Below are 25,403 nucleotides of genomic sequence, written 5' to 3'. Positions count from 1 at the left end.
CGATGGGTTACGACGCCAAATTCCGCGTATGGCGCGGCGACCTCGACGGCGGTGAGTTGCACGATTTCACCGTGACGGTGAACGAGGGTGAGGTGGTGCTCGACATCATCCACCGGCTGCAGGCCACGCAGGCGCCCGATCTGGCGGTGCGCTGGAACTGCAAGGCGGGCAAGTGTGGTTCGTGCTCGGCCGAGATCAATGGGCGACCGCGCCTGCTCTGCATGACGCGGATGTCCACCTTCACCGAGGCCGAGGTCATCACGGTGACCCCGATGCGCACCTTCCCGGTGATCAAGGATCTGGTCACCGACGTGTCCTTCAACTACCAGAAGGCCAGGGAGATACCGTCGTTCACGCCGCCTGCGGATCTCAAGCCGGGTGACTACCGGATGAAGCAGGTCGATGTCGAGCGCTCGCAGGAGTTCCGCAAGTGCATCGAGTGCTTCCTGTGCCAGGACACCTGTCACGTGGTGCGTGACCACGAGGAGAACAAGACGTCGTTCGCCGGGCCGCGGTTCCTGATGCGGATCGCGGAATTGGAGATGCACCCGCTGGATGTCGGCGACCGGCGTGGCCTGGCACAGGACGAGCAGGGGCTCGGTCTCTGCAATATCACCAAGTGCTGCACCGAGGTCTGCCCGGAACACATCAAGATCACCGACAATGCGTTGATCCCGATGAAGGAACGCGTGGCGGATCAGAAATACGATCCGCTGGTGTGGTTGGGCAACAAGCTGTTTCGTCGTTGACGAGGTGCCCGTCGGCCGGAATCATCCTCGGCCGGCGGGCACATCTCTCTCACAGCATGGCCACGACACCGACGGCGACAACTCCCACGAGTACGCCGATGAACAGCGATGACATCAGTGAGCCGGTGAGGATGAACAGACCGATCGACGTCACTGCGAACAGCAACGCGACGATCAACCATTCCACCCAGTCCCCAGGTCGCAATTTCTTGTACCGGGAGTGGGAACCTTTCAGCCCACGATCCACAAAAGATTAACTACCCGAAAATTCTCGTGGCGAAACCCGTTTTGTTGCCCGATTTGTGCCATTTCGTGATCTTGCTGATCCGCTCGTGACGCAATGAAGCCCGGCGCGCGTTCGGACGCGGCCGGGCTCCGCTGGCTACGCGCCGGGCCGGTCGAACTCGCCGTCGTGCACGCCTGCGGTGAACGCGGCCCACTCGCTCGGGGTGAAGACCAGAACGGGGCCGTCCGGGTTCTTGCCGTCACGTAGGCCTACGTGACCGTCTGCCAGCATGGCTACCTCGACGCTGTCGTTGCCCGCGCCCGCATCGGCCTTACGCCAGGTCGCGCCGTCCAGATCGACATTCGCGCCGTTATTGACACTCATGACTCCGCCTCACTGCCCCTACGGCTGCTTCGAAAGCAGCCCGTTGTCCATGGATTCGTGCACGCACGGTCGAACTCCGCAACTACCGAAACCGCTTCACGCCCGCGCGAATTCACCGTCCGCCACACCGGCCGTGAACGTATCCCATTCCGTGGGAGTGAAAACCAGGGCCGGGCCGCCGGGATTCTTGCTGTCGCGCACGCCGACATGTCCGCCGCCGAGGAACGCGACTTCCACACAATCCTTGCTGCCGCTGCGGGCGCTGGTAAACCACTGCGCCCCAATAAGATCGATACTCATGCCGCAAACTCCTTCGCTATCTGCCGAAGCAGATGTCTACTCGTTTGGATATCCAGCGCGGCGCGCTGGAGGCACTCGTGTGCCCGATGGTACCGCTGCACATCGACCGGTCTTTCCAAGTAGAGATCTCCGGTGAAACCCTCCACATACACAACCGGTGGTTCTACCGGTTGCCCTTTGCTATCGGTACCGAACTCCAGAACAGTGAACGGTCCCGTTGAATCCCCGAGCGGAATACCGGCCGCGAACGGCAGAATACGCACCGCAACATTGTCATTGGTACTCAAATCCGCAATATGTCTTAGCTGCGCCGCCATCACTTTCGCGCCACCGACCACCCGGCGCAGCACCGACTCGTGCAACACCACGGCAACGGTCGCGGGCGAGGCCTTCCTGGTGATCAAGGCCTGCCGCTGTAACCGGAGCTGGACCCGGCGTTCGAGCTCGGCCTCGGAATCGTCCGGATAGCCGAGACGATGCAGGGCCCTGGCGTAGTCCGCAGTCTGCAGCAGACCGAGCACCAACTCGGACTGGTACGAACTGAGTTGCTGGGCCGAAGCTTCCAAACCGACATAGACATCGAAGTTCTCCGGGATCAGGTCACCGTAGGCGTGCCACCAGCTCTTGACCGCGGCCTGCTGGGCCAGGCCCTTGAGGCCGTCGGCGAGCTCGTCGGGGATGCCGTAGATGCGGCACAGTTCCTGAATGTCGATGGTGCGGATGCGATCGGCCTGGCCTTTTTCCAGGCGTTGCAAAGTGCTTGCGCCCCATTCCATCAGCCGCGAGGCCTCAGCGATGGTCAGGCCCGCCTGGGTGCGCCAGTCGCGTAGATACCTGCCTAGCTGTCTGCGCGGTAGGGTGGAGGAGGCGCTCTCGGTACCGGTCGGTCTGTCGGACCCCCCGGACGCTCGCTCCGAACTCGCTGACAGTCTTGCCGAACTCGCTGACACAGCACGCTCCGTTCTGTGTTCGGCTGCTCACCCGTGGTTTTCCGGGGGCAACCAGCAAGCTCGGTCCCCCGTCACTTCGCTTGGGCAGCGGGCGCTTTCGTCCACTATGGAGAATCCTCCCCTCCCGGCTGGTTTTCGTGCTGGGAATTCGCGCGAAATCTTTGGATATCCATCGCGGGCGTTGTTTCGCGCCCCCGTCAATGGTGTGCTGGAAGTATGCCCGGAGGGATCGAACGCCATCCTCGGCGTCCCGCCGCGAAACCTCCGGGCACTCAGCAGGAGTCGCCCGCAGGAACGAGGAGTCATGGCTGTACATGTCATTGCGTCGTCCTTGATGACCAGCGATCTCACCGCGCATCGCGCGCGCAGCGTCGGACACGGGAGCTGGGTGGTTTCCTACCTGCCCGGCCGCACCCTGACGTGTGCGCAAGCCGTTGCCGCGCTGCGGGTTGCCGAGGTGGTGCCGACCCTGCTCGATCTGGTCGGCGAACTCGCCGATGAGGTCGGGTTGACCGCGCTGGAGGCGGTCGGCATGGCCGTGCGGCAATCTTCCTGGCCGGAGGATCGTCCGGCACCCACCCGACATCGATGGACCGCCGGGGCGCACGGGGCGGGTGTCTCCTGATGCAGTTGACCAACCTGAACATGCATGTGGCCGCCCTGCTGGCCTGCGGCGCCGATCCGGGGGTCATGACCGTCGAACAAGCCCATGCCGCAATGCAATTGCACCTTGATTGCACCGTCGACCGGTGCCGGGTGCGGCGGCGCGCGCGCACGACGCTGGTCGAGGCGGGCAAATGCGTGCTCGACGAGCGCGCGTTGCCGTCCTGAGGAAACGCCACACCCACCGGAGCCGAGCCCGATCCGTTACCGTTCTCTGCGCGACGAGGATTGTGATCGTGTGAGAGGCGAGTCTGGTGTTGGTGCGGTTGTTCCGGCGTTCGGTGGCGGTGGTGGCGGTGTCGGTGCTCGCCGCCGTGCCGGTCAACAGCAATGCCGCGCCCGGGGGTGACGCGCAGCCGGTCGGCCTGGAACGGTTCTATCGCCAGCAGTTGCAATGGCACCCGTGCGAGCTCGAGAATCTGGACAAGGCGGGCGGGGAGTGCGCCGACGTCCTGGTGCCGCTCGACTACGGACGGCTCGACGGCCGGACCATGACCGTGGCGATCTCCCGGGTCCCGGCCACGGATCCGGCTCGCCGCCAAGGGATCCTGCTGGCCAACCCGGGCGGGCCCGGCGGCGAGGGACTGGACAGTGTTGATCTGCTCGGCGACGTACTGACGCCGGACGTCCTCGCGACGCACGACCTGATCGGGATGGACCCGCGCGGGGTCGGCGAGTCGGGGCGGAGTCCGCGCTGCGGCTGGCCGGTCGGCGAGATGATCCGCTCGGCGGGTCTGGATCCGCTCGGCTTCGTGCACGACACGGTGCAGTCGGCGGGCATGGCCGCGGGCTGCCTGATCCACGACCCGGAGATGATGCGGCAATTCACCACCCGCAATACCGCCCGGGATATCGACATCGTGCGCGGCGCGCTGGGCGAGCAGACGGTCGACTACTTCGGGTTGTCGTACGGCACCTATCTCGGTGCGGTGTTCACCCAGATGTTCCCGGACCGCAGCGGGCGGATCGTGCTGGACAGTGCGATCGATCCGGACCGGTATTGGGAAGGGCTGGTGCAGGATTGGGGACCGGCCGACGAGCTCGCGCTGGACGATTGGGCAACCTGGGCGGCTACCCAGGACGACACCTATCACTTCGGCGCAACGCCGCAGCAAGTCCGCGGCACAGTCGAGGGGCTGGTGCGGACCGTGGCGCGGCAACCGATCGTCGTCGACGGCTTCGCGGTCGACGATCACTGGCTGCCGTTCGTCCTGCACGGGATGCTGATGAACTTCCGGCTGAACGCGGCGCTCGCCGACACCCTCCGAGAACTCGCCGATGCCGCGGGCGGGCCGCCGACTACGGCGAAATCGCCTCGGCTGAAGGCGATTGTGACCGCGTTGCGGGACGGCGAGAATTCGACGTTGGCGCAGATCGCCTGTGGTGACGCCGGGGCGCCCCGCGATCCGGGCTGGTACTGGCGCAATATCGAGCAGACCAGGGCCGATCAGCCGGTGTTCGGGGCGATGGCGAGCAATATTCAACCGTGCGCGTTCTGGCCGGGGCCGGTGGAGCCCCCGACCGTCGTGCGCAACGCGGTGCCCGCGCTCATCGTGAACTCCACCGGCGATCCGCGCACTCCGTACGCGCATGCCGTCCAGTTGCATCAGGACATGGCCGGGTCGCGGTTGGTCACCCTGCAGGATGTGCGCATTCACATGACCTTTCGGCCGAAGCTGAGTACCTGTGTGAACGACGCGATCAACACCTACTTCGGCACGGGTACGCTGCCCGCCGAGGACACGACCTGCTACGCCGACGCGGCACCCCAGTAGCAGCCCGATCAGCGCGCACCGGTCGGAGCACCGGCATCGGGCCCAGCCGCAATCGTCCGTACGGTGCACCGAGATCGGCTCAGGCCGCCCGGGTCGAGGCCCGCGTGGCCTGAGCCGATCTCGTCATCCGGGGCGGGTGACGATCAGGCGGCGACGGTCGCCGGGTCGTCGGCGAACTGGGTGCGGTACAGCTCGGCGTAGCGTCCGTCGGCGGCCAGCAGTTGGGTGTGCGTGCCGCGCTCCACGATCCGACCGTCCTCCATCACCAGGATCTGATCGGCCGCGCGGATCGTGGACAGTCGGTGCGCGATCACCAGGGCGGTCCGGCCGGCCAGTGCTTCGGACAGCGCTTCCTGCACCGCGGCTTCCGAGGTCGAGTCCAGCGAGGCCGTCGCCTCGTCCAGAATCACCACGCGCGGCTGCTTGAGCAGCAGACGTGCGATGGTGAGACGCTGGCGCTCACCGCCGGACAGGCGGTAGCCGCGCTCGCCGACGACGGTGTCCAAACCGTCCGACAGCGACTCGACCAGGTCGCGTAACCTGGCGCGCTGCAACGCGTCCCAGAGCTCCGGCTCCTGCGCCTCCGGCCGGGCGAGCAGCAGGTTCGCGCGGATGGTGTCGTGGAACAGGTGCCCGTCCTGGGTGACCAAGCCGACCGCCGCCCTGATCGACTCGATGGTCAGCTCGCGCACGTCGGTGCCGTTGAGTCGCACCGCGCCGCTGTCCACGTCGTACAGCCGGGAAACCAGCTGCGCCACCGTGGATTTGCCGGCACCCGACGAACCGACCAACGCGATGAGCTGGCCGGGATCGGCCCGCAGCGACACGTTGTGCAGCACGTCGACACCGCCGCGGGTGTCCAAGGTCGCGACGTCCTCCAGCGAGGCCAGCGACACCTTGTCGGCGGACGGATAGCCGAACGTCACGTCGTCCAGCTCGACCGCGACCGGCCCCTCCGGCACCGGCACCGCGCCCGGGGCGTCCTCGATCAGCGGCTTCAGGTCCAGCACCTCGAAGACCCGCTCGAAGCTCACCAGCGCGGCCATGATCTCCATCCGGGCACTGGCCAGCGCGGTCAGCGGGGTGTAGAGCCTGGTCAGCAGCAGCGACAGGGCGACAACAGCCCCCGCGTCCAGCTGACCGCGCAGGGCGTACCAGCCGCCGAGTCCGTAAACCAGCGCGATCGCCAGCGCCGACACCAGGGTGAGTGAGGTGACGAAGACGGTCTGCAGCATCGAGGTCCGCACGCCGATATCGCGCACCCGGCGGGCGCGCAGCTCGAACTCGACGGATTCCTGGTGCGGACGGCCGAAGAGTTTCACCAGCGTCGCACCGGGCGCGGAGAACCGCTCGGTCATCTGGGTGCTCATCGCGGCGTTGAGTTTGGCGGCCTCGCGCTGCATGTCGGCGAGCCGGTTGCCCATCCGCCGGGCCGGCAGCACGAACACCGGCAGCAGGAGCAGGGCGAGCAAGGTGATCTGCCAGGAGATGCTGAGCATCACGGCGAGGGTGAGCGCGAGGGTGACCAGGTTGGCGACCACGCCGGACAGGGTGTCGCTGAACGCGCGCTGCGCGCCGATCACGTCGTTGTTCAACCGGCTGACCAGCGCGCCGGTCCGAGTCCTGGTGAAGAAGGCGATCGGCATCTTCTGCACGTGATCGAAGACCGCGGTGCGCAGATCCAGGATCAAGCCCTCACCGATGCGCGAGGATAACCAGCGGATGACCACGCCGAGCGCGGCGTCGAAGACCGCGAGCACGCCGATGATCAGTGCGAGTGTGACCACGATCCGTGGGGCCGCACCGCTGACAATGTTGTTGACCACCCGCCCGGCCAGCACCGGCGTCGCCACCGCCAGGAGCGCGGATACCACGCTGAACAGTAGGAACACGCCGATCCGGCGCCGGTGTGGCGCGGCGAAGCGGAGAATGCGCCGCGCGGTGGCCATGCTGAACGGCCGTTGCTCCTTGGGCGCGTTGGCCTGCCGGTACATCTGGCTCCAGGCCACCGATTCGATACTCACGACTCCACCTCGCTAGCGCTCGGCTCCGTCGCGCGCATCAGCACGCTGTGTCCTTGGTTCGCTCGCTGTCGCTCGCTCACGTTGCACTGTCCTCTCGCTCCCCACCCATCAAAGCCGTCGGCACCGACACTAAGACCTCAACAAAGGTTCAGAGCAAGTCGTTGCCGCCGGATTCCGATTCCGCGCACAGCGAAACTTCCGGGCGATCTCGTACCGTTTCGCCGACCGGCATTCAGGACCGCGAACCGCTGGCCATTCCAAAGCAGCCTGGGATCGAGCCGCGCTTAGGCTGGCGTGGTGACCAAGGACCGGGTGGTGGCGGCGCTGGGCAGCAAGCTCAGCGGTGAGGTCGACGCGTCCGAACGCCGACGGGCGGAGTATTCGTCGGATGCCTCCAACTATCGGGTGCCGCCACGGGCGGTTGTTTTTCCGCGCACGGACCAGGATGTGGCCGTCACATTGGAATTCGCCAGGGACAACGGACTGTCGGTGACCGCGCGTGGCGGTGGGACCTCGGTCGCGGGCAACGCGATCGGGCCGGGGCTGGTGCTCGACTTCAGCAGGCACATGAACCGCATCCTGGAATTGGATCCGCAGGCGCTGGTGGCTCGGGTGCAACCCGGTGTGGTGCTGTCGGAATTGCAGCGCGCGGCCCGGCCGCACGGGCTGCGGTTCGGCCCGGATCCGTCGACGCAGAACCGCTGCACCCTCGGCGGCATGATCGGCAACAATGCCTGCGGCCCGCGCGCGGTCGCCTGGGGTCGCACCTCGGACACGGTGCGGGAACTGCGGATTCTCGACGGGACGGGCGTCGAGCGAACCCTCGCGCACGACCTGTCGGTGCTGCCGGGTCTCGCCGAGTTCACCCGGGCGCATCTCGCGGTGCTGCGCACCGACCTGGGTCGTTTCGAACGCCAAGCCTCCGGCTACGGACTGGAACATCTACTGCCCGAACGTGGTTCGGCGGTGGCGAAGGCGTTCGTCGGGTCCGAGGGCACCTGCGGGTTGCTGCTCGACGCGACCGTCGACCTGGTTCCGCTCCCGAAGGCCGCGGTACTGACTGTGCTCGGCTACCCCGACATCGCCACCGCCGCTGACGATGTCGCCGCGGTGATGGCGTGCAAGCCCACTGCGGTCGAGGGCATCGACGCCCGGCTGGTCGATACGGTCCGTGCCCATCGCGGCACCGTGCCCGAACTGCCACGCGGCGGTGGCTGGCTGTTCGTGGAGACCACCGGCGACACACCCGCCGAGGCTTTGGCAGGCGCCGAACAGCTGCGCCGGTCGGCCGACGCGCTGGACTCCCGCATTGTCACCGAGCCCGCTGCCGCGGCGGCACTCTGGCATATCCGCGCGGACGGCGCGGGCCTGGCCGGTCGCACGCCGGACGGGCAGCCGGCCTGGCCGGGCTGGGAGGACGCGGCGGTGCCGCCGGAGCGGCTCGGCGCCTATCTGCGCGATTTCGCCGATTTGACGCGCGCGCACGGCGTGGACGGCTTGCTGTACGGCCACATCGGTGACGGCTGTATCCACGTACGGCTCGATCTCCCGATCGCCGATGCGCCGCAACGGTTTCGGCGCTTCCTGTTCGACGCGGCGGAACTGGTTGTGCGGCATGGTGGTTCGCTCTCCGGTGAGCACGGGGACGGGCGGGCCCGCTCGGAGTTGCTCGCGCTCATGTACTCCCGGCCGGTGCTCGACGTATTCGCCGGTTACAAGGCGCTTTTCGATCCCCACGCAGTGCTGAATCCCGGGGTGCTCGTCGAACCGCGACCGGTCGACGCCGACCTGCGACTGACCGGGCTGCCGCTGCTACCTGCGGCGGGCGGTTTCGCCTTCCCGCACGACCACGGCGACTTGAGTACGGCGGTGCACCGCTGTGTCGGTGTCGGCAAGTGTCGTGCTGATACCAGCGCCGCCGGGGGTTTCATGTGCCCGTCCTATTTGGCCACCAAGGACGAGAAGGACAGCACCCGCGGCCGCGCCCGAGTGCTGCAGGAGGCGGTCCGCGGCGCGCTGCCGTGGTCGTCGGATGCCGTCGCGGAGTCGCTCGATCTGTGTTTGTCCTGCAAAGCATGTCGATCCGACTGCCCGGCCGGTGTCGATGTCGCCACCTATAAAGCTGAGGCACTGTATCGCCGATACCGGCACCGCCCGCGACCGCTCGATCACTACTCGCTGGGCTGGCTGCCGCGCTGGCTCGCGGTGGCGACCAAGCTGCCGCGCGCTGCCAACGCATTGGCGAATGTCTCGGTGCTGCGCCGAATCGGGTTGCGCGCGGCGGGGATCGACTCGCGCCGCGAGGTACCGCGACTGGCGGATCGCAGCTTTCGGCACATCTGGCGTGACCTCGGCGGCGTAATCCCGCCCGCGGTGTCGGTAAGTCGAGCGGAGGAGATCCAAGGGAACGTCACGGCGGTCGAGACGGGGAGCCTGGTCGACGGACCACAAGCCGAGGGGGAGCGGCCCGAGGTGATGCTGTGGATCGACACCTTCACCGATGCCTTCGACCCCGAGATAGCGCTGGCCGCAGCACAATTGGTGCAGTCGCTCGGCTACCGGGTGCGCATCCCCGCCCGCCGCGTGTGCTGCGGACTCACCTGGATCAGCACCGGTCAGCTCGACGGTGCCCGCGCGCGGCTGCGCGGCACGCTGGACGCGCTGGACGCGCACGTGCGCGCCGGCGGCATCGTGGTCGGACTGGAACCGTCCTGTACCGCGGTGCTGCGGTCGGATCTGCCCGAACTGCTACCGGAGGATCCGCGCGCGGTGGCCACGGCGCGGGCCGTGCGCACGCTCGCGGAGTTCCTGAGCGAACAACCGAACTGGCGGCCACCGCAATTGCCCGGACGATCTGTGGTGGTTCAGCCGCATTGTCACCATCATGCGATCCTCGGCTTCACGGCCGATCGCCAGTTGTTAACCACAATGGGAATGAATGTGACTGAGGTCACCGGATGTTGCGGACTCGCGGGAAACTTCGGAATGCAGCGCGACCATTACGACATTTCGGTTGCGGTGGCCGAGCACGGTCTGCTGCCCGCGCTGCGGGCCGCCGAGGAGGCCGCCGTTCTCCTGGCGGACGGCTTCTCCTGCCGTACTCAGGCGGCGCAATTGGCAGGTCGATCGAGCCGCCATCTGGCCCAATTCCTGTTGGAGCAGTGAGACTTTCGCGCACTCGCCGGACGCGTGGTCACGGCGAGTGCGCGCAACAGGTCAGCTGCCGAAAGGCAGGGTGCCGGGCGGAATCTGATAACCCGAACTACCTGCGGAAACACCGCCCCAGGCGGCGAGCAACCAGTTGAGCAAGTTGGTGATCATTCGATACCTCCATGTGGCGACTGCCAGCTGTTTGCCGATCGGAACCAATATCGCCACGTCCATTCTTCGTGTTACAAAATACCGGGGACCTGCGGTCATACGCATTCGGTATCGAATAGCGGTGAATTCCGTTGTCCGCGAAGACCTTCTCGACCGATCACGGACTGGCCGCATTCCACGCGGGTGCCATCGGGCAGAATGAGCCGATGCGTAGCGCGATGGTCGAGCCGGTAGGTGATCCGACCGGTCTGACCAGAACCGTGACGTCCGACCGCCCGATCGACCTGGCGTGCACGATCGCGCCGCTGCGCCGCGGCGCGGGCGATCCGTGCCACCAGACCACCCGCGACGGCGCGCACTGGCACGCCTCCCGCATGTCGTCGGGCCCGGTCACCTACCGGCTGACCCAGGCCGGGCCGTGCGCGGTAAAGGGCAACGCCTGGGGGCCCGGTGCCGAGGAGTTCCTCGACGGACTCGACCACATGCTGTGCCTGGACGAGGACCTGGACGGCTTCGTCCCGGACCATCCGAAGCTGGTCGAGGCGCATCGCCGGTTCCCCGGTTTGCGGATGTTGCGCACCGGTCTGGTGCTCGAGGCGCTGGTGCCCGCGGTGCTCGAGCAGAAAGTACACACCATCTCGGCGCGCGGTTCGTGGCGAAAGCTGGTGCGGCAGTTCGGTGATCCGGCCCCGGGACCGGCGCCGGAGGGCCTGCGGCTGCCACCCGATGCCGATACCTGGCGGCGGGTGCCGTCCTGGGCCTTCCATCGCGCCAATGTCGGTCCGCAGCGCGCGCAGACGATCGTGCGGGCCGCGCGGGTGGCGAGCTCGCTGGAACGGGCGGCGGGTGTCGACCCGGCCGAGGCCGCCCGCAGGCTCCGGACGATCGCCGGGATCGGCGAGTGGACCGCCGCCGAGACCGCGCAGCGCGCGTTCGGTGACGCGGACGCGTTGTCGGTCGGCGATTTCCACCTCGCGGCCATCATCGGCTGGACCTTGCTGGGCCACCCGATCGACGACGACACGATGGTCGAATACCTGGCACCGCTTCGGCCGCACCGGTATCGGGCGGTCCGGCTGCTGGAGATCAGCGGTCAGGCGCACAAGCCGAAGTTCGGACCGCGCACGCCGCTCACCGATCACACCTGGCACTGAGCGCGTCGGCCTCGCGTCAGCCCCGGCGGGCGTCGAGCCCGTCCAGCAGGCGGTCCAGGCCGTAGCGGAACTTCCGGTCGCGGCGCTCACTCGGGTCGGCGTCCCAATTCTCCTGCTGCGCCCTCGGATAGTTCCTGGCCGCCGCCTCGGCCGCGGGTCGCAGCGCGGCGACGAACTCCTGCTCCGTCTGCCCGGAGCGGACGAGTAGCGCCAGCCAGGCCGCCTCGCTGATGCCCATTCCGACGACGTAGCTCATCACCGCACTGAGCGCCTCGTCGGTCTCCGCCGACGGAAATCCGCCCGCCTCGAACAGGCCGACCAGGCCGTCGTTGAGCCGCATGACGTTCGGGCCGAGGTAGGACAGCCCCACCTGGCCCAGCGTCGACGCCATCCACGGATGCCGCAGGATCATCCCGCGCAGGCTTTGCGCGCACTCCTCGGTGGCCGCGCGCCACGCCGTCGGGTCGGCGAGCTCGGGCACCCTGATCTCGCCGTACACCTCATCGACGACCAGCTCGATGAGCTCGTCGCGATTGGCGACGTGCCGGTACAGCGAGGTGGCGCCCGCGTTCAGCCGGGCCCCGAGCTGACGCATGGTGAGCGCCTCCATGCCCTCGGCGTCCAGCAGGGCGACGGCCTCGGCCACGATCTGTTCCCTGGTCAGCGCCGGCTGCTCCCTGCCCTTGCGTGGACGAGTCCACACAGATCCGACCTGCTGTTTCTCGACGGCCACGTCGACTCCTTCCAGTTACCCACAGCGTAGCGCACGATGTTCGCACTTGCGAACGTCCGAACCGTATGCGTACATTGTTCGCAACAGCAGAACGTTGTACGCAACGCCGTGAGAAGAGAGCTTCCGATGAATCCGATCGAGACCCGCAATCCGAAGCGCTGGTGGATTCTGATCGTGCTGTGCCTCAGCACGCTGGTCCTGGTCATCGACAACTTCGTGCTGGCCGTGGCGGTGCCGCCGCTGGCCGAGGACCTGAACGCCAGCGCCCAGGACATCCAGTGGATCCTGGATTCCTACATTCTGGTTTTCGCCGGTCTGCTGCTCACCTCGGGCAGCCTGGCCGACCGGTTCGGCAGGCGCCGGGTGATGATCATCGGCCTGGCCTTGTTCGGACTGGCCTCACTCGGCGCGACGCTGGCGTCGAGCCCGATCGAGCTGATCGTGGCCCGCACCGTGATGGGCGTCGGTGGCGCACTGGTACTTCCGAGCACACTGTCGATCCTGATCACCGTGTTCGACGATGAGGAGCGGCGCAAGGCGATGAGTTTCTGGAGCGCCGCCTCGGTGCTCGGACTGGTCGGCGGGCCGGTGCTCGGCGGCGTGCTGATCGCGCACTTCTGGTGGGGCGCCGCGTTTTTGATCAATATTCCGGTCGCGATCGTGGCCATCGTCGCCGCGGTGATGCTGATGCCGGAGTCCAAGGGGCCGTGGACCGCGCCCGACGTGCCCGGTGCGGTGCTGTCCATGGTCGGCATGACGGCGCTGGTGTGGACCATCATCGAATTCCCCAAGGGCGGTTTCGATCACGCGTCCACGCTGAGCACGCTGACCATCGCGATCGTCAGTCTGGTCGCGTTCATCGTGTGGGAGAAGCGCGTCGAACACCCGATGGTGCCGCTCGACCTCTTCCGCAACCGTGACTTCACCGGCGGCAGCCTGTCGCTGACCCTGGTCCAGGTCGCCAACGGTGGTCTGCTGCTCGCGCTCACCCAGTACCTGCAGTTCGTGCTCGGTTACTCGCCGACCAAGGCGGGGCTGGCGTTCATTCCGATGATGGTGGCCTCCATCGCGTTCAACGGACTCGGCGCGAGTCTGGGCAACAAGGTCGGCAACCGGACACTCGCCGTCACCGGCATGCTCGTCTCGGCCGTCGGTCTCGGCCTGCTGGCCGGTCTGGCCGCGGACAGCGGTTTCGGCATGCTCGCACTGGCGCTGGTAATCCTCGGCGCCGGTGCGGGACTGGCGCAGCCCGCGGCCATCGCCGCCCTGATGGGCGCGGTGCCACGGGAGCAGGCGGGGGTCGGGTCCGCGCTGAACGACACCATTCAGCAGGCGGGCGCCGCGCTCGGCATCGCGGTGCTCGGCAGCATCCTGTCCAGCACCTACACCAGCGGCATGCCGGACTCGGCGCCCGCGGCCGCCCGGCATTCGATCGGTGACGCGCTGGCGCTGGCCGCACGCACCGGCGACACCGCCTTGTTCGGCACCGCGCGGGAGGCGTTCACCGACGCCATGTCGGTCAGCTTCCTCGCCGGTGGCGTGGGCATCCTGGCCGGCGCGGTGGTTGCCCTGGTGGTCATGCGCAACAAGAAGAACGCGACGGTGGAGGCGTTGGACAAGGTCGCACTCGTCGATTAGCCCGAACGGGAAAGACCGGCTCGATTACTCGTCGAGCCGGTCTTTTCGCATGGATTGCTTTCTATCCGTTCAGAATTCGCCGAGTACGTTGAAGACGGTGCGGCCGCTGTGGCTGCCGTGCTGGATGGTGTGCAGCACCTCGGTGGCGTCGGTGATGGACGCGAAATTGGTGAGCGACGAGAGATGTTGCGGGCGCAGCTCGTTCGCGAGGCGGCCCCACAGCTCACGGCGCTTCTCGATCGGCAGGAAGACGGAGTCGATGCCGAGCAGGCTGACACCGCGCAGGATGAACGGCAGCACCGTGGTGGGCAGGCCGGGGCCCCCGGTCAGACCGCTGACCGCAACCACGCCGCCGTAACCGGTGGTGCTGAGCACGTAGGCGAGCGACTTGCCGCCGACACTGTCGACCGCGGCGGCCCAGCGGGCCTTGTTCAGCGGCCGCGGCTTCGCGTCGGGATCCTCCGGCAGCCGGCCGATCACCTCGTTGGCGCCGATCTCGGCGAGCAGCTCGCCCGCGTCGGTCTTGCCGGTGGAGGCGATGATCTCGTAGCCGAGACCTGACAGGATATCGATACTCACGCTGCCGACACCGCCGGTCGCGCCGGTGACCAGCACCGCGCCCGTCTCCGGGGTGATGCCGTGGTCGAGCAAGGCCTGCACGCTCAGTCCGGCGGTGAAGCCGGCGGTGCCGAGCGCGGCGGCGTCCCTCGGGCTCAGGCCGTCGAGCTTCACCACCCAGTCGGCGGGCACCCTGGCGTACTCGGCGAACCCGCCGTGGTGCGAGACGCCGATGTCGTAACCGTGCGCCACCACCAGGTCGCCGGGGGCGAAATCGTCGTCCTCGGACGACACCACCTCGCCGGTGATATCGATGCCGGGGATGATCGGATACTTGCGCACCACCCCGCCACCGGGCGTGATCGCCAGCCCGTCCTTATAGTTCGCGCTGGAGAAATGCACCTTGATCGTCACCTCGCCGGGCCCGAGGAAATCCTCCCCGACCTCCTGCTTGGTCAGCACGATCCCGCTGTCCGATTCATGCGCCACCATCGCCCAGAACTCCATGCGACGAGCATACGAGCGTCGGCCCGCGTCTGCGCGGCTCCCGACGTCCGCGTCGGAGTGGGCCGGCTACTCGGGGACGAGTTCGAGGCGGACGCCGAGCAGGCGGATCGGGCGGTCGAGCGGGAAGCGGTCGATGATGCGCAGGGCGGTGTCGGTGATTTCGGCGGGGTCGATGGTGGGCGTAGGCAGTTTCTCCTGCTTGCTGCGGGTATAGAAGGTGTTGGTGCGAACGGTGACCGAGACCCGGGTGCCGACGCGACCCGCTTCGGCCATCTCCTCGGCCACCTCGGTGGCGAGGCGGGCCACCTGCGCGCGGATCTCGGTGGGGTCGGTGAGGTCGCGGGGGAAGGTCTCGGATTTGCTGCGGCCCACCGGGACCCGGGGTTCGGTGGTGACGTCGGTGTCGCCTTTGCCGTGACCGAGGACCCAGAGGTAGGGGCCGGTGGTGGGGCCGAATTCGGCGGCGAGGCGCTGCCGGTCGGCGGCCATCAGGTCGGCGACGGTGTGGATGCCGAGATCGGCGAGGCGGGCGGCGATCCGAGTGCCGATGCCCCATAGGGCGTTGGTCGGGCGGTGCGCCATCACCTCGGTCCAGTTCGCGGCGGTGAGGCGGAAGATGCCTGCGGCCGCGCCCGCGTCGGTGGCCGGTCCGGCGTCGGTCTTGCCCGTCGATTTGGCGAAACCGGTGGCGAGCTTGGCGGTGAGTTTGTTGTCCCCGATGCCGATCGCGCAGGTCAGCTCCAATTGCTCGATGGCGCTGCGGATTTCGCGGGCAAGGGCCTCGGGATCGGCGGTGTCGGTGGCGAGGAACGCCTCGTCCCAGCCCCACACCTCGACGCGGCCGGGAAAGGTCCGCAGCAGCGACATGACCTCCTCCGACGCCTCCTCGTAGCTGGCCATGTCCAACGGCAGGAACACGCCCTCCGGACACTTGCGCTGGGCGCTGCGCAGCGCCATCCCGGCCCGCACGCCGAACGCGCGCGCCGGATAGGACGCGCAGGTTACCACCTTGCGCGGCTCGGCGGGATCGCCGTTGCCGCCGACGATGACCGGCAGGCCGCGCAGCTCCGGGTGCCTGCGGAACTCCACCGCGGCCTGGAACTGATCGAGATCGACATGCAACAGCCACCTGGCCATATGTCCGTCTTACCCCACGGGGGTGACAGACAGCCGGACTTCCGGATCGATCGGGCGCTGACGGCGGCGTCTGGAACGGCAGCGCGTCGTACGATTTCGGTGAGGACCACCAAAGGGGGAGCACTCCGATGACCGACTCGCAGGACGAGCCCACCGCGCTGCCCGAGGTTCGCGTCGGCCACGTGGACCGGGAGATCGCCGCTCGACAGCTGCAACTCGCGGTCGAGGAGGGGCGACTGGATCTGCTGGAGCTGGATCGGCGACTCGTCACCGTCTACTCGGCGCGGACCACCGAGGAACTGGTGGCCGTCACGGCGGATCTGCCGGCGGCCGCCACGACCCGCGAGCCGATCGAGCTCAGTGTCGGGAGCGGGACGCGTAAGAAGGGCGGGCAGTGGATCGTGCCCGCCGAGATCACCGCCGAATGTACTTCCGGCACCATCATCATCGACTTCAGCCAGGCCTTCTGCGCACATCGCGAGGTGGTGCTGCACGCGTCCGTCGGCTCCGGCGGTCTCAAACTCATCGTGCCGCGCGGGTGGATGGTCGACGTGGACCGGGTGCGGGCCAAGAGCGGTGACGTGCGCAGCAAGGTCACCGGGCCGGTGCGGCCCGGCGCGCCCCTGTTGCGGGTCGATGGTCGCGTCGGTTCCGGCACGCTGCTCGCGCGGTATCCGCGGCGACCTCGCCGCTCCTTCCTGGAGTGGTTGCGCGGCAAGCCGCGCCCGGCCTGACTCTGCGCATTGCCGATCCGGCCATTGCGCTGCCCGAAAAACAGAACTAAATTCTGGTTATGAAGATTCGAGATCGGTTGCTGTTGGCGGCCGAGCGGCAGTTCGCGGAGCAGGGGGCGTTGGAGGCGACGCTGGCCCAGATCCGCGACGCGGCGGGCGCCAGCGTCGGCGCTCTCTATCACCACTTCCCGGACAAAGCGGACCTGTATCGGCAGGTCTGGGCGAACGCGCTCGTCGACTACCAGCAGCACTTCTGGGCGGCGGTCGGCGACAGCGCCGATGCCAGGGAGGGGATCACGGCGGGGGTACGGGAACACCTGCGCTGGGTGGCCGAGAATCAATACCGGGCAAAGGTTCTCACCTCCGCCCGGCCGCCGGGGGTGCGGGAGAGCGACAGCAATCGCGAGTTCCTGCGCAATGTCGTGCGCTGGTGGCGCACGCACGCCGGGTACGGCGCGGTGCGTGATCTGTCGTTCGATCTGGTGTACGCGCTGTGGTTGGGCCCGGCGCAGGAGTACAGCAGGCAGTGGCTCGGCGGCGACATGCTCGCCGCGCCGACCGACGTCGCGGACGACCTCGCGGACGCGGCGTGGCTCGCATTGCGCGCCGTTTGATAACCGCTTCGCCCCAACGACTATCGCGCTGCGGCGCGTGAACGAAGGACAGCTGATGACCGCGACCATAGATATCGACCTCGCCAAGAAAGTCCTCGCCGCGCAACCCTTCGCCGAGCTGGTCGGCACCGAGATCGCCGAATTCGGTGACGGCACAGTCACTCTGGTGATCCCCATCCGCCCCGAACTCGGCCAGCAGTTCGGCTTCGTGCACGGCGGCGTGCTGTCCTACGCGGCCGACAACGCGCTCACCTTCGCCGCGGGCACGGCCCTCGGCCCGAACGTGCTGACCGGCGGCTTCACCATCACCTACCTGCGCCCCGCCGCAGGCCAACGTCTACGCGCCGTCGCCACCGTCACCGGCGCCACCCGCCGCCAAGCCGTGGTCCGCTGCGAGATCTACGCCGAGGATGCCGACACCGAGCCGGTGCTGTGCGCGGTCGCGCAGGGCACCACCCGGTCGGTCGAGCGCGACCTCACCGCCGACAACGCCTGTAATAACGCCCCGCGCACCGCTCAGTTCGGCGTCTTCGTCTCGTCTGCACTGGTGACGAAGGGAAGAGCTGTGACAGATTTCGTGACGTCCGCCGACGGAACCCGCATCGCATTCGATCGACTCGGGCACGGCGCGCCGGTCATCGTGGTGAGCGGGATGTTCTGCGCGCGGCCGATGACGCACGACCTCGCCACCCGGCTCGCGGAGCGGTTCACCGTGCTCAACTACGACCGTCGCGGGCGTGGCGCGAGCGGCGACACCGCACCGTACGCGCCGGACCGGGAGGTCGAGGATCTGGCCGCGCTGGTCGACGAACTGGGCGGCAAGGCGGCGGTGTACGGGCATTCGTCCGGGGCCGGTCTCGCACTGCGGGCCGCGGCGGCAGGAGTACCCATCACCCGTCTGGTGCTGCATGAACCGCCCTACGGCGACGACAGTGACGAAAGTAAAAGGAGCGCACGCGAACTCGCGGAGCAAGTGGGGGCGGCCATCGAGCAGCATCGTCCCGCCGAAGCCATCCGGATCTTCCTCACCGCGGCAGGGGCACCACCGGATGCGGCCCAGTTCGCCGGTCAGGATCCCGCTATGCAGGCGGTCGCTCCGACCATGCCCTATGACCTCGCCATCATGGGCAACGCCGACACCGGTGGCGTGATCCCGCTCGATCTCGTCGCAGCCGTCGAGATCCCGGTGCTCGTGCTGCTCGGTGACGCGAGCCCGGAGTTCTTCCACCACACCGCGACTCGGCTCACCGAACTGCTGCCCGCGGCCCAGCTCAGCGTGCTGGCCGGCCAAGATCACAGTGCCCCGGCCGAAGTCGTGGCACCGCCGGTGATCTCCTTCCTGAGCTGACCCGAAAAGAGCAGCGGCATAGGAAAGGCCGGGCACCCTAGGTGCCCGGCCTGTGCTCCTTCGTCAGGCGGTGGCCGCGAAGGCCCGTCCGTCCAGGGCCGGTTCGGCGACCGGCTCGATGGCGTAGGCCAGGATGTCGGCCACGTCACCGACGGGGCGGACATCCAGTGCGGCAAGCACTTCGGCCGGGACGTCGTCCAGGTCCGGCTCGTTGCGGGCCGGGATGAACACCGTCTTCAAGCCGGCCCGCTGCGCGGCGAGCAGCTTCTGCTTGACGCCGCCGATCGGCAGCACCCGCCCGTTCAGCGTGACCTCACCGGTCATGCCGACATCGGCGCGCACCTGCCTGCCCAGCGCCAGCGACACCAGGGCCGTGACCATGGTGACGCCCGCCGACGGTCCGTCCTTGGGCACCGCGCCCGCCGGGAAGTGCACGTGGATATTGCGATCCAGCACCGACGGCTCGATGCCGATCTCTTCCAGGTGCGAGCGCACGTAGGTCAGCGCGATCTGCGCGGACTCCTTCATCACGTCGCCGAGCTGGCCGGTCAGGGTCAGCGAACGCTCACCCTCCGCGGCGTTGGCCTCGATGTAGAGGACGTCGCCGCCGAGGCCGGTGACCGCGAGTCCGGTCGCGACACCCGGCACCGCGGTGCGTTCCACCGAGTCGGGGGTGAAGCGCGGACGGCCCAGGTACTCCTTCAGATCGCCCAGGTCGATCGTCAGCGCCTGCTTCGCCGCGCTCTCGGACTGCACCAGCGCGTCGTAGCCCAGCTCGGCGTCGTAGCCGAGATCGGCTGTGCCCGAGTCGGTCCCGACCTCGGACAGGCGAGTCGCGGCCTTGCGCAACGCCTTGGCGATCAACCGCTCCATCTGCCGCACCCCGGCTTCCCGGGTGTAGTTGGCGGCGATCTCGCGCAGCGCCGCGTCTGTGACGGTCACCTCGTCGGTGGTCAGCGCGTTGCGTTCCAGCTGCCTCGGCACCAGGAAGTCGCGGGCGATGTCGACCTTGTCGTCCTCGGTGTAGCCGTCCACGGTGATCAGCTCCATCCGGTCCAGCAGCGGGCCGGGGATGGTCTCCATGACATTGGCGGTGGCGATGAACAGCACGTCGGACAGGTCGAGATCCAGGTCGAGGTAGTGATCGCGGAACGTGTGGTTCTGCGCCGGATCCAGCACCTCGAGCAGCGCGGCCGCCGGGTCACCCCGGAAGTCCGAGCCCACCTTGTCGATCTCGTCCAGCAGGACAACGGGATTCATCGAACCCGCCTCCTTGATGGCGCGGACGATCCGGCCGGGCAGCGCGCCGACATAGGTGCGCCGGTGGCCACGGATCTCGGCCTCGTCGCGCACGCCGCCGAGGGCGACCCGGACGAACTTGCGGCCCATCGCGCGGGCCACGGATTCACCGAGCGAGGTCTTGCCGACGCCGGGCGGACCGACCAGCGCGAGCACCGCGCCGGAACCGCGTCCACCGACGACCTCCAGCCCACGCGCGGCCCGCCGCGAACGCACGGCCAGGTACTCGACCATGCGGTCCTTCACCTCGTCCAGGCCGTGGTGATCGGCGTCCAGCACCGCGCGGGCGGCCGAGACGTCGGTGCTGTCGGTGGTGCGCACCGTCCACGGCAGCTCCAGCACCGTGTCGAGCCAGGTCCGGATCCAGCCGGATTCCGGGCTCTGATCGCTGGCGCGTTCCAGCCTGCCGACCTCGCGCAGCGCCTCGGCGCGCACGTTGTCCGGCAAGTCGGCCTGCTCCGCCCTGGTGCGGTAGTCGTCGGCGCCGTCCGGCTCGTCCTCGCCGAGTTCCTTGCGGATCGCGTTGAGCTGCTGGCGCAGCAGGAACTCGCGCTGGCTCTTCTCCAACCCCTCGCGGACGTCGTCGCTGATCTTCTCGGTGATCTCGGCCTCGGCGATGTGGTCCTTGGTCCACTCGATCAGCGTCTTCAAACGCTGGGTGACGTCCGGGGTTTCCAGCAGTTCACGCTTCTGATCGTCGGTCAGGTACGGCGCGTAACCCGCGGTGTCGGCGATCGCCGACGGGTCGCTCAGCTGATTGACCGCGTCGATGATCTGCCAGGCTTCGCGGCGATGCAGCACCGAGACGACCAGCTTCTTGTATTCGGCGGCCAGCTCTTTCGTCCGGCCGTCCGGGGTGGGGACCTCGACCGGCTCCGCCTCGACCCACAGCGCGGCACCCGGCCCGGTCACCCCGTGCCCGATCTTGGCCCGCCGTTCGGCCTTCAACACGGCCGCCGGTGCGCCGCCGCGCATCCGGCCGACCTGTTCGACGGTGGCGACCACGCCATAGGTGGCGTAGCCCTCGGTCAGCCGCGGCGCGAGCAGCACGGCATCGGTCTTGGCGGCGCGCGCGGCGTCGATGGCGGCCTGCGCCGATTCGTCCAGTTCGATGGGCACGACCATGCCCGGCAGCACGATCGGATCGGTCAGGAACAGCACCGGCAGGTTCTGTGGTGTAGTCACGTGTTCGACCCTTCCAAAAGTTGAGCGATACCAACTCAACCCCACCCCCCACCACTTTGTTCCGAACTTTCCCATCGTTCGCTGTGGGCGAAGAGCAGGCAGTTAGTCGTCGTAGTGACTGCCCACCTGCACAACAACAATCTCGGTATCGCTGACGTAGTAGACCAACCGATGCTCCTGGCTGATCCGTCGCGACCAGTGCCCGGCGAGCTGGTGCCGCAGCGGCTCGGGCTTGCCGATCCCAGCGAACGGATCGGCAAGCACAGCGCTGATCATCTTGTTCGCCGCCTTCAGTACCGCGCGATCCCTGGCGAGCCAGGATGAATAGCTACGCCACCCCTGGGCGGTGAAGGTCAGCTTTCGATCGGGCACGCCATCACGCCTTCCATCGGCGCGGATGCGTGCACCGGTGGCTCTTGGTTGTGTCGTCCGGCTCGGCTACCCACACCGACAGGAATTCATCTCGTGCAGCGCCGCGATCCAACTCATCCATAAAGCGCTTGAAACGATCTTCGGAATTGGTTCGGCCGGCGTTGTCACCCCAGAACTTCTCAGCGAATGCCCACAGCTTCGCGGCGGGCGCGACCGCGTATCGCTGCCCGCCCTCGACGAGAAGCTTGTCCGGAACGTCGTCATCGGTTTCGGGGTCGTCGCGGAACGTCTTGGGCTCGACCACCCAGACCACGTCACCGCGCCGGAGCGTGAAAGCACGAGTCGACTGTTCTGCCGACGCCTCCTCGTCCGGGTCGATCAGGGCATGAGCTTCCGTGCGCCCTTCGCGAGCGTCTCGAGCCGAGGCCAGCAGTTGCGCACCGCCGTGGGTCTGGAGCACATACAACGTCTCCATAATCGAGTTCCAATCGGACTCGGCCATGAGCACGGCGTTCTCACCGGTCTTTGTGACCACAGTCACTTGATCGTGGTCTTCATTGACCTTCTTCACCAGTCCGAATAGGTCCTGACGAACTGTCGAGATCGGTAGTGCTGACATTGGCAATCACCCTTCAAAGTCGTACAACATATCGTACACCCAATTCCGTACAACATGTCGTACCACTTCTAGCGGCGGCCGGTAACTTGCTGCCAGGGTCCGCCGCTCTCTCCTGCTCCGCCCGCGTTCAGGCGCTCTTCGGGGCGTAGTGGAGGGCGGTGATGCCGCAGTCGAAGGGGGTTGCGGCGACGGTGCGGAGGGGTTGGTAGGTGCCGGGGGCGAAGACGGGGAGGCCGGTGCCGATGGCGGTGGGGTTGACGAAGAGGTGGAGTTCGTCGATGAGTTCGGCGGCGATCAGGGCGGCGGCGAGGGTGGCGCCGCCGTAGACGATGAGGTCGCCGCCGGGCTGGGACTTGAGGTCGGTGACGGTTTTGGTGAGGTCACCGCTGGCGATGATGGTGTTGGGCCAGGGGGATTCGGTGAGGGTGTCGGAGAAGACGATCTTGGGGGTGTTGTTCATCCAGTCGATGGTTTCCTGGTCCTCACCGTCGGCCTCGGTGCGGTTGGCCCAGACCGGGATGAAACCCTCGGCGAGGTTGCGGCCGAGGACGATGGTGTCGACGGAGTCCATCACGTTCTTGATGTAGGTGCCGACGTCGTCGGTCCACGGGAAGGTCATCCAGTCCATTTCGCCGTTCGGGCCGCCCATGTAGCCGTCGGCGGTGGTCTGGACCTGGAGCTTGAGCTTGCGCATGAGGTGCTTCCTTTCGAGGGGCGAATCCGGTTCCGGACCCGCCGTGCTGGTGTGTCTCTACTGTGCTGGAACCGGTTTACGGATTGTTTACGGTCTGCTGCGGATCCGCACGAACAGGGCATTCAGGACGGCCGGGTTCCCGGGGAAACGGTGCGAACTGGCTTACCGTGGAGGCGACTGCACCGCTGGTCGGCGGCAGTTTCTCGCCTAGAGCGCGCCGTCGAGTGAGAACGCCGAGGGGAGCACATGACCCAGCCGATCCGCACCGGCAACGACTGGAAGCAGGCCGGACTGGTGCTCGCGGTGGTCGCGGCACTGCTCGTCGTCCCCTCGGTCGTCGCCGCACTCGTGCCGGTCCGGGAGACCGCGGTCGCACCGGACAGCGAGATCGAATTGACCGCGCCGGGAACGGAACCGGACACCATCGGCTTCGGCGGGGTGGGCGGCTGGCAGCGCAGACCGACGGGCGACCAGTCGACCGCCGTGCTCATCGCACCGGATGGTTCGCGACTCGCGGTCAGTGTGGTCGACGGTGTCACGGACTTCGCCGAAGCCGTCGAGTGGCGGCGAAAAGTGCTCGGCGTGCAGGGTTTCGACGCCTACTTCGACGGCGGCGAGGTCAAGACACCGAACGGCTTCAGCGGGCCGACCTGCCGCGGCACCGACAAGGCGGGGGTCTGCGCCATTCTCGGCAACGACAATCTGGCGGTCACCCTGGTCCTCATCGGTGACGACGCGGCGTTGCCGGAGCTGGCCCCGGTGCTCGACTCACTGACGGTGCGCCGATGAGCTGGTTCCAGCCGAAATCAGCGCTGTGGTGGGTGTATTGCCTGACCTCGCTGCTCGGCGTGGTCGGGCTGGCGCTCCAGTTGGCACCGGTCGCCGCGCTGACCTGGCGCGACATCCTGGTCGGCCTGCCGTTCACACTGGCGACCCTGGTTGTATTCGGCTGGCTGGTCCTGCATTTGGATCGGCTCCGCGCGCACCGCCGGATCAGGACACCGCTCGTCATGGGCTTCACTTGGGGTGCGCTGGCGGGCCCGGGCATCGCCCTGTTCGCCAACGACCACAACATGCGCATCATCCAGAACCTGGCCGGTGACGCGTTCGCCATGGATTGGCAGGCCCCGATCTCCGCCGCGATTGTGGAGGAGGCGGTCAAAGGGGTCGGCGTCTTCGCCGTCGCGTGGCTCGGCAAGCCGCTGCTGAATCGGCCGATCCATGGGCTGCTGCTCGGCGGCTGCACCGGCCTCGGCTTCCAGGTGGTCGAGAACATCACCTACTCGGCCAACGCCGGATTGCTTTCGGCGCAGCACGATCCGGCGAACGCGATGCTGGTCGGCTTCGTGCGGCTGCTCACCGGGATCACCTCGCACTGGATGCTCACCGCCCTCGCGGGTATCGGCATCGTGCTGGCGGTGGCCCGCGCGGACTGGCCGGTCAGGCGGCGCGCGCAGGTCTTCGTCCAGTTCTATCTGCTCGGCGCCGCACTGCATTTCGGCTGGGACGCGCCGAGCCCGGCGAGCGTCCCGGTCGGCTCGATCGCGGCGCGCACGATCCTGTACATCCTCATCTTCGCCGTCGTCTACACCTGGGTGCTACGCACCGAACGGCAATGGTTCCGCGCGGTGGTGGGCTGGGCGGTGACCCGGGGGATCGCACCGGCCGGCGAACTCAGCACCTTGATCTCCCGGCAGAGCAGGCGCCGAGCCCGCAACGCGGAACGGCTGGGTGGTAACTACAACCGTCGAAACCTGCTGCGCCGGCAGCGCACGCTGCTCGACTGGGTCCAGGAGACCGGCGCGCGATCCGGTATCCGCGTGCCCTGACGCACTATGTGCGTTTGGTGATCACCACCGGCTTCACCTCGGTGGGGACTGCACCGAATGCCGCGACCGGCACCCCGAACGCGGCGGCCAATATTTCGCGCGGCAGCGAATTCACCGTGGCGACAATGCCGATGTCGTCGTTGGGTTCCTGGGCGCTGGTATTGAAGACCACCAGCACCTGCAGGGGTTGCTCGGTGCTCGAGTTGGCGAAGTAGTGGAAGAAGCCCTGCGGCACGAACACCAGATCGCCCTGCTTCGCCTCGAAGGCGTCGTTGCGATAGGTGCCGTCGGGGTGGGTGCCGAGAATCGTCCAGTCCGCCGTGCCGGAAATGATGTAGTTGAGCTCCCACGCCGTCGGATGCCAGTGCGGCTCACGCAGACCGCCGATCTCCAGTTCGACGTAGTACACCGACGCCTGCTGACCCGTCAGCACCGGGAAGGTGCCCTCGTGTGCGCCGCGCAAGGTGCCGCCGTCGTATCGGTTCGGCTCGGCCGAGGTGAGCCGGAACAGATGCGCCTCGGTGTCGAGCTTCGCATTCGCGTCCGACGCGGGGGTCGCGCTGCCGCGTTCGGCCCTGGCCGCCCCGCCC

25 protein-coding genes and 1 pseudogene are annotated in these 25,403 nt (G+C 67.6%); 13 read left to right on the top strand and 13 right to left on the bottom strand.

What is annotated here, in order from left to right:
* Positions 1 to 2: 2 nt before the first annotated feature.
* Positions 3 to 749: a succinate dehydrogenase/fumarate reductase iron-sulfur subunit gene (locus tag NN4_RS19110; RefSeq protein WP_147132954.1), complete on the top strand. Its 747-nt coding sequence runs from the start codon at positions 3 to 5 to the stop codon at positions 747 to 749.
* 49 nt (positions 750 to 798) lie between these two features.
* Here NN4_RS19110 and NN4_RS45030 read toward each other — a convergent pair whose 3' ends face one another.
* The 4 genes from NN4_RS45030 to NN4_RS19095 all read right to left on the bottom strand — a co-directional run bounded on the left by NN4_RS45030 (position 799) and on the right by NN4_RS19095 (position 2,588).
* Positions 799 to 936 carry a hypothetical protein gene (locus NN4_RS45030; protein WP_228540563.1) on the bottom strand — a complete coding sequence of 46 codons (138 nt, stop codon included), beginning with the start codon at positions 934 to 936 and terminating at the stop codon, positions 799 to 801.
* Between the two features lie 195 nt (positions 937 to 1,131).
* Positions 1,132 to 1,359: a DUF397 domain-containing protein gene (locus NN4_RS19105; protein WP_147132951.1), complete on the bottom strand. Its 228-nt coding sequence runs from the start codon at positions 1,357 to 1,359 to the stop codon at positions 1,132 to 1,134.
* A gap of 96 nt (positions 1,360 to 1,455) precedes the next feature.
* Positions 1,456 to 1,659 (bottom strand): DUF397 domain-containing protein, encoded by a 204-nt coding sequence (locus NN4_RS19100; protein ID WP_107653434.1) that lies wholly within the window; start codon positions 1,657 to 1,659, stop codon positions 1,456 to 1,458.
* The gene (locus tag NN4_RS19095) at positions 1,656 to 2,588 is read right to left on the bottom strand and encodes a helix-turn-helix domain-containing protein (protein WP_135237710.1); all 933 of its coding nucleotides are present in this window, start codon (positions 2,586 to 2,588) and stop codon (positions 1,656 to 1,658) included. Before NN4_RS19095 ends, NN4_RS19100 begins: the two co-directional genes overlap by 4 nt.
* 325 nt (positions 2,589 to 2,913) lie before the next feature.
* Between NN4_RS19095 and NN4_RS19090 the strand changes: the two genes are divergently transcribed.
* From NN4_RS19090 to NN4_RS19080, 3 genes are all read left to right on the top strand, one after another.
* Complete coding sequence (locus NN4_RS19090) at positions 2,914 to 3,234, top strand: hypothetical protein (RefSeq protein ID WP_135234103.1); 321 nt, start codon at positions 2,914 to 2,916, stop codon at positions 3,232 to 3,234.
* Positions 3,234 to 3,440, top strand: a complete 207-nt coding sequence (locus NN4_RS19085; protein ID WP_147132948.1) for a hypothetical protein — start codon at positions 3,234 to 3,236, stop codon at positions 3,438 to 3,440. The genes NN4_RS19090 and NN4_RS19085 overlap by 1 nt, the downstream gene beginning before the upstream one ends.
* Before the next feature lie 86 nt (positions 3,441 to 3,526).
* The gene (locus NN4_RS19080) at positions 3,527 to 5,047 is read left to right on the top strand and encodes an alpha/beta hydrolase (RefSeq protein WP_147132945.1); all 1,521 of its coding nucleotides are present in this window, start codon (positions 3,527 to 3,529) and stop codon (positions 5,045 to 5,047) included.
* A gap of 143 nt (positions 5,048 to 5,190) precedes the next feature.
* Here the strand turns inward: NN4_RS19080 and NN4_RS19075 are convergent, their stop codons facing one another.
* The gene (locus tag NN4_RS19075) at positions 5,191 to 7,071 is read right to left on the bottom strand and encodes an ABC transporter ATP-binding protein (protein WP_147132941.1); all 1,881 of its coding nucleotides are present in this window, start codon (positions 7,069 to 7,071) and stop codon (positions 5,191 to 5,193) included.
* Between the two features lie 294 nt (positions 7,072 to 7,365).
* Here NN4_RS19075 and NN4_RS19070 point away from each other — a divergent pair, with 294 nt between their 5' ends.
* The gene (locus NN4_RS19070; protein ID WP_147132938.1) at positions 7,366 to 10,236 is read left to right on the top strand and encodes an FAD-binding and (Fe-S)-binding domain-containing protein; all 2,871 of its coding nucleotides are present in this window, start codon (positions 7,366 to 7,368) and stop codon (positions 10,234 to 10,236) included.
* Between the two features lie 362 nt (positions 10,237 to 10,598).
* Complete coding sequence (locus tag NN4_RS19065) at positions 10,599 to 11,546, top strand: DNA-3-methyladenine glycosylase family protein (RefSeq protein ID WP_147133147.1); 948 nt, start codon at positions 10,599 to 10,601, stop codon at positions 11,544 to 11,546.
* A gap of 16 nt (positions 11,547 to 11,562) precedes the next feature.
* On the opposite strand, the gene NN4_RS19060 is transcribed toward NN4_RS19065, so the two are convergent.
* On the bottom strand, positions 11,563 to 12,279 hold the full coding sequence (locus NN4_RS19060; protein ID WP_147132935.1) for a TetR/AcrR family transcriptional regulator: 717 nt from the start codon (positions 12,277 to 12,279) through the stop codon (positions 11,563 to 11,565).
* 126 nt (positions 12,280 to 12,405) lie between these two features.
* On the opposite strand from NN4_RS19060, the gene NN4_RS19055 reads away from it, so the two are divergent.
* Complete coding sequence (locus tag NN4_RS19055; protein ID WP_147132931.1) at positions 12,406 to 13,917, top strand: DHA2 family efflux MFS transporter permease subunit; 1,512 nt, start codon at positions 12,406 to 12,408, stop codon at positions 13,915 to 13,917.
* 69 nt (positions 13,918 to 13,986) lie between these two features.
* Here NN4_RS19055 and NN4_RS19050 read toward each other — a convergent pair whose 3' ends face one another.
* Positions 13,987 to 14,982: an oxidoreductase gene (locus NN4_RS19050; protein WP_147132928.1), complete on the bottom strand. Its 996-nt coding sequence runs from the start codon at positions 14,980 to 14,982 to the stop codon at positions 13,987 to 13,989.
* A 66-nt stretch (positions 14,983 to 15,048) separates the two neighbouring features.
* Positions 15,049 to 16,119, bottom strand: a complete 1,071-nt coding sequence (locus NN4_RS19045; protein ID WP_147132925.1) for a DNA polymerase IV — start codon at positions 16,117 to 16,119, stop codon at positions 15,049 to 15,051.
* 128 nt (positions 16,120 to 16,247) lie between these two features.
* Here NN4_RS19045 and NN4_RS19040 point away from each other — a divergent pair, with 128 nt between their 5' ends.
* The 4 genes and pseudogenes from NN4_RS19040 to NN4_RS46185 all read left to right on the top strand — a co-directional run bounded on the left by NN4_RS19040 (position 16,248) and on the right by NN4_RS46185 (position 18,815).
* Positions 16,248 to 16,853 carry a DUF1707 SHOCT-like domain-containing protein gene (locus tag NN4_RS19040; protein ID WP_147132922.1) on the top strand — a complete coding sequence of 202 codons (606 nt, stop codon included), beginning with the start codon at positions 16,248 to 16,250 and terminating at the stop codon, positions 16,851 to 16,853.
* 59 nt (positions 16,854 to 16,912) lie between these two features.
* Positions 16,913 to 17,467, top strand: a complete 555-nt coding sequence (locus NN4_RS19035; RefSeq protein ID WP_147132919.1) for a TetR/AcrR family transcriptional regulator — start codon at positions 16,913 to 16,915, stop codon at positions 17,465 to 17,467.
* Positions 17,468 to 17,522: 55 nt separating this feature from the next.
* Positions 17,523 to 17,933 (top strand): annotated as a pseudogene (locus NN4_RS46190) (PaaI family thioesterase); the annotation flags it as partial.
* A gap of 81 nt (positions 17,934 to 18,014) precedes the next feature.
* Positions 18,015 to 18,815: an alpha/beta fold hydrolase gene (locus tag NN4_RS46185; protein WP_425574265.1), complete on the top strand. Its 801-nt coding sequence runs from the start codon at positions 18,015 to 18,017 to the stop codon at positions 18,813 to 18,815.
* 63 nt (positions 18,816 to 18,878) lie between these two features.
* On the opposite strand, the gene lon is transcribed toward NN4_RS46185, so the two are convergent.
* From lon to NN4_RS19005, 4 genes are all read right to left on the bottom strand, one after another.
* Complete coding sequence (lon, locus tag NN4_RS19020; RefSeq protein ID WP_246180961.1) at positions 18,879 to 21,239, bottom strand: endopeptidase La; 2,361 nt, start codon at positions 21,237 to 21,239, stop codon at positions 18,879 to 18,881.
* Between the two features lie 162 nt (positions 21,240 to 21,401).
* Positions 21,402 to 21,671 carry a Txe/YoeB family addiction module toxin gene (locus tag NN4_RS19015; RefSeq protein WP_147132914.1) on the bottom strand — a complete coding sequence of 90 codons (270 nt, stop codon included), beginning with the start codon at positions 21,669 to 21,671 and terminating at the stop codon, positions 21,402 to 21,404.
* A gap of 4 nt (positions 21,672 to 21,675) precedes the next feature.
* The gene (locus tag NN4_RS19010; protein WP_147132910.1) at positions 21,676 to 22,290 is read right to left on the bottom strand and encodes a type II toxin-antitoxin system Phd/YefM family antitoxin; all 615 of its coding nucleotides are present in this window, start codon (positions 22,288 to 22,290) and stop codon (positions 21,676 to 21,678) included.
* 127 nt (positions 22,291 to 22,417) lie between these two features.
* A complete protein-coding gene (locus tag NN4_RS19005; protein WP_147132907.1) occupies positions 22,418 to 22,984 on the bottom strand; it encodes a dihydrofolate reductase family protein in 567 nt (188 codons plus the stop codon).
* A 246-nt stretch (positions 22,985 to 23,230) separates the two neighbouring features.
* Here NN4_RS19005 and NN4_RS19000 point away from each other — a divergent pair, with 246 nt between their 5' ends.
* Positions 23,231 to 23,773 carry a hypothetical protein gene (locus NN4_RS19000; protein ID WP_147132905.1) on the top strand — a complete coding sequence of 181 codons (543 nt, stop codon included), beginning with the start codon at positions 23,231 to 23,233 and terminating at the stop codon, positions 23,771 to 23,773.
* The gene (locus NN4_RS18995) at positions 23,770 to 24,813 is read left to right on the top strand and encodes a PrsW family intramembrane metalloprotease (protein WP_147132902.1); all 1,044 of its coding nucleotides are present in this window, start codon (positions 23,770 to 23,772) and stop codon (positions 24,811 to 24,813) included. The genes NN4_RS19000 and NN4_RS18995 overlap by 4 nt, the downstream gene beginning before the upstream one ends.
* Positions 24,814 to 24,817: 4 nt before the next feature.
* Here NN4_RS18995 and NN4_RS18990 read toward each other — a convergent pair.
* A partial coding sequence (locus NN4_RS18990; RefSeq protein WP_222595105.1) for a cupin domain-containing protein occupies positions 24,818 to 25,403 on the bottom strand: 586 nt, incomplete at its 5' end.

It is taken from the genome of Nocardia ninae NBRC 108245 (genome assembly GCF_007990755.1).
Classification (GTDB): Bacteria; Actinomycetota; Actinomycetes; order Mycobacteriales; family Mycobacteriaceae; genus Nocardia; species Nocardia ninae.
Note: the sequence above shows the minus strand (reverse complement) of the source record. Positions and strands in the feature narration are given on the sequence as shown.

Coding starts and splice junctions, on each gene's coding strand:
- NN4_RS19110 (WP_147132954.1), top strand. CDS start 3: ATGGGTTACGACGCCAAATTCCGCGTATGGCGCGGCGACCTCGACGGC.
- NN4_RS19105 (WP_147132951.1), bottom strand. CDS start 1,359: ATGAGTGTCAATAACGGCGCGAATGTCGATCTGGACGGCGCGACCTGG.
- NN4_RS19100 (WP_107653434.1), bottom strand. CDS start 1,659: ATGAGTATCGATCTTATTGGGGCGCAGTGGTTTACCAGCGCCCGCAGC.
- NN4_RS19090 (WP_135234103.1), top strand. CDS start 2,914: ATGGCTGTACATGTCATTGCGTCGTCCTTGATGACCAGCGATCTCACC.
- NN4_RS19085 (WP_147132948.1), top strand. CDS start 3,234: ATGCAGTTGACCAACCTGAACATGCATGTGGCCGCCCTGCTGGCCTGC.
- NN4_RS19065 (WP_147133147.1), top strand. CDS start 10,599: ATGCGTAGCGCGATGGTCGAGCCGGTAGGTGATCCGACCGGTCTGACC.
- NN4_RS19055 (WP_147132931.1), top strand. CDS start 12,406: ATGAATCCGATCGAGACCCGCAATCCGAAGCGCTGGTGGATTCTGATC.
- NN4_RS19050 (WP_147132928.1), bottom strand. CDS start 14,982: ATGGAGTTCTGGGCGATGGTGGCGCATGAATCGGACAGCGGGATCGTG.
- NN4_RS19045 (WP_147132925.1), bottom strand. CDS start 16,119: ATGGCCAGGTGGCTGTTGCATGTCGATCTCGATCAGTTCCAGGCCGCG.
- NN4_RS19040 (WP_147132922.1), top strand. CDS start 16,248: ATGACCGACTCGCAGGACGAGCCCACCGCGCTGCCCGAGGTTCGCGTC.
- NN4_RS19035 (WP_147132919.1), top strand. CDS start 16,913: ATGAAGATTCGAGATCGGTTGCTGTTGGCGGCCGAGCGGCAGTTCGCG.
- lon (WP_246180961.1), bottom strand. CDS start 21,239: ATGGTCGTGCCCATCGAACTGGACGAATCGGCGCAGGCCGCCATCGAC.
- NN4_RS19010 (WP_147132910.1), bottom strand. CDS start 22,290: ATGTCAGCACTACCGATCTCGACAGTTCGTCAGGACCTATTCGGACTG.
- NN4_RS19005 (WP_147132907.1), bottom strand. CDS start 22,984: ATGCGCAAGCTCAAGCTCCAGGTCCAGACCACCGCCGACGGCTACATG.
- NN4_RS19000 (WP_147132905.1), top strand. CDS start 23,231: ATGACCCAGCCGATCCGCACCGGCAACGACTGGAAGCAGGCCGGACTG.
- NN4_RS18995 (WP_147132902.1), top strand. CDS start 23,770: ATGAGCTGGTTCCAGCCGAAATCAGCGCTGTGGTGGGTGTATTGCCTG.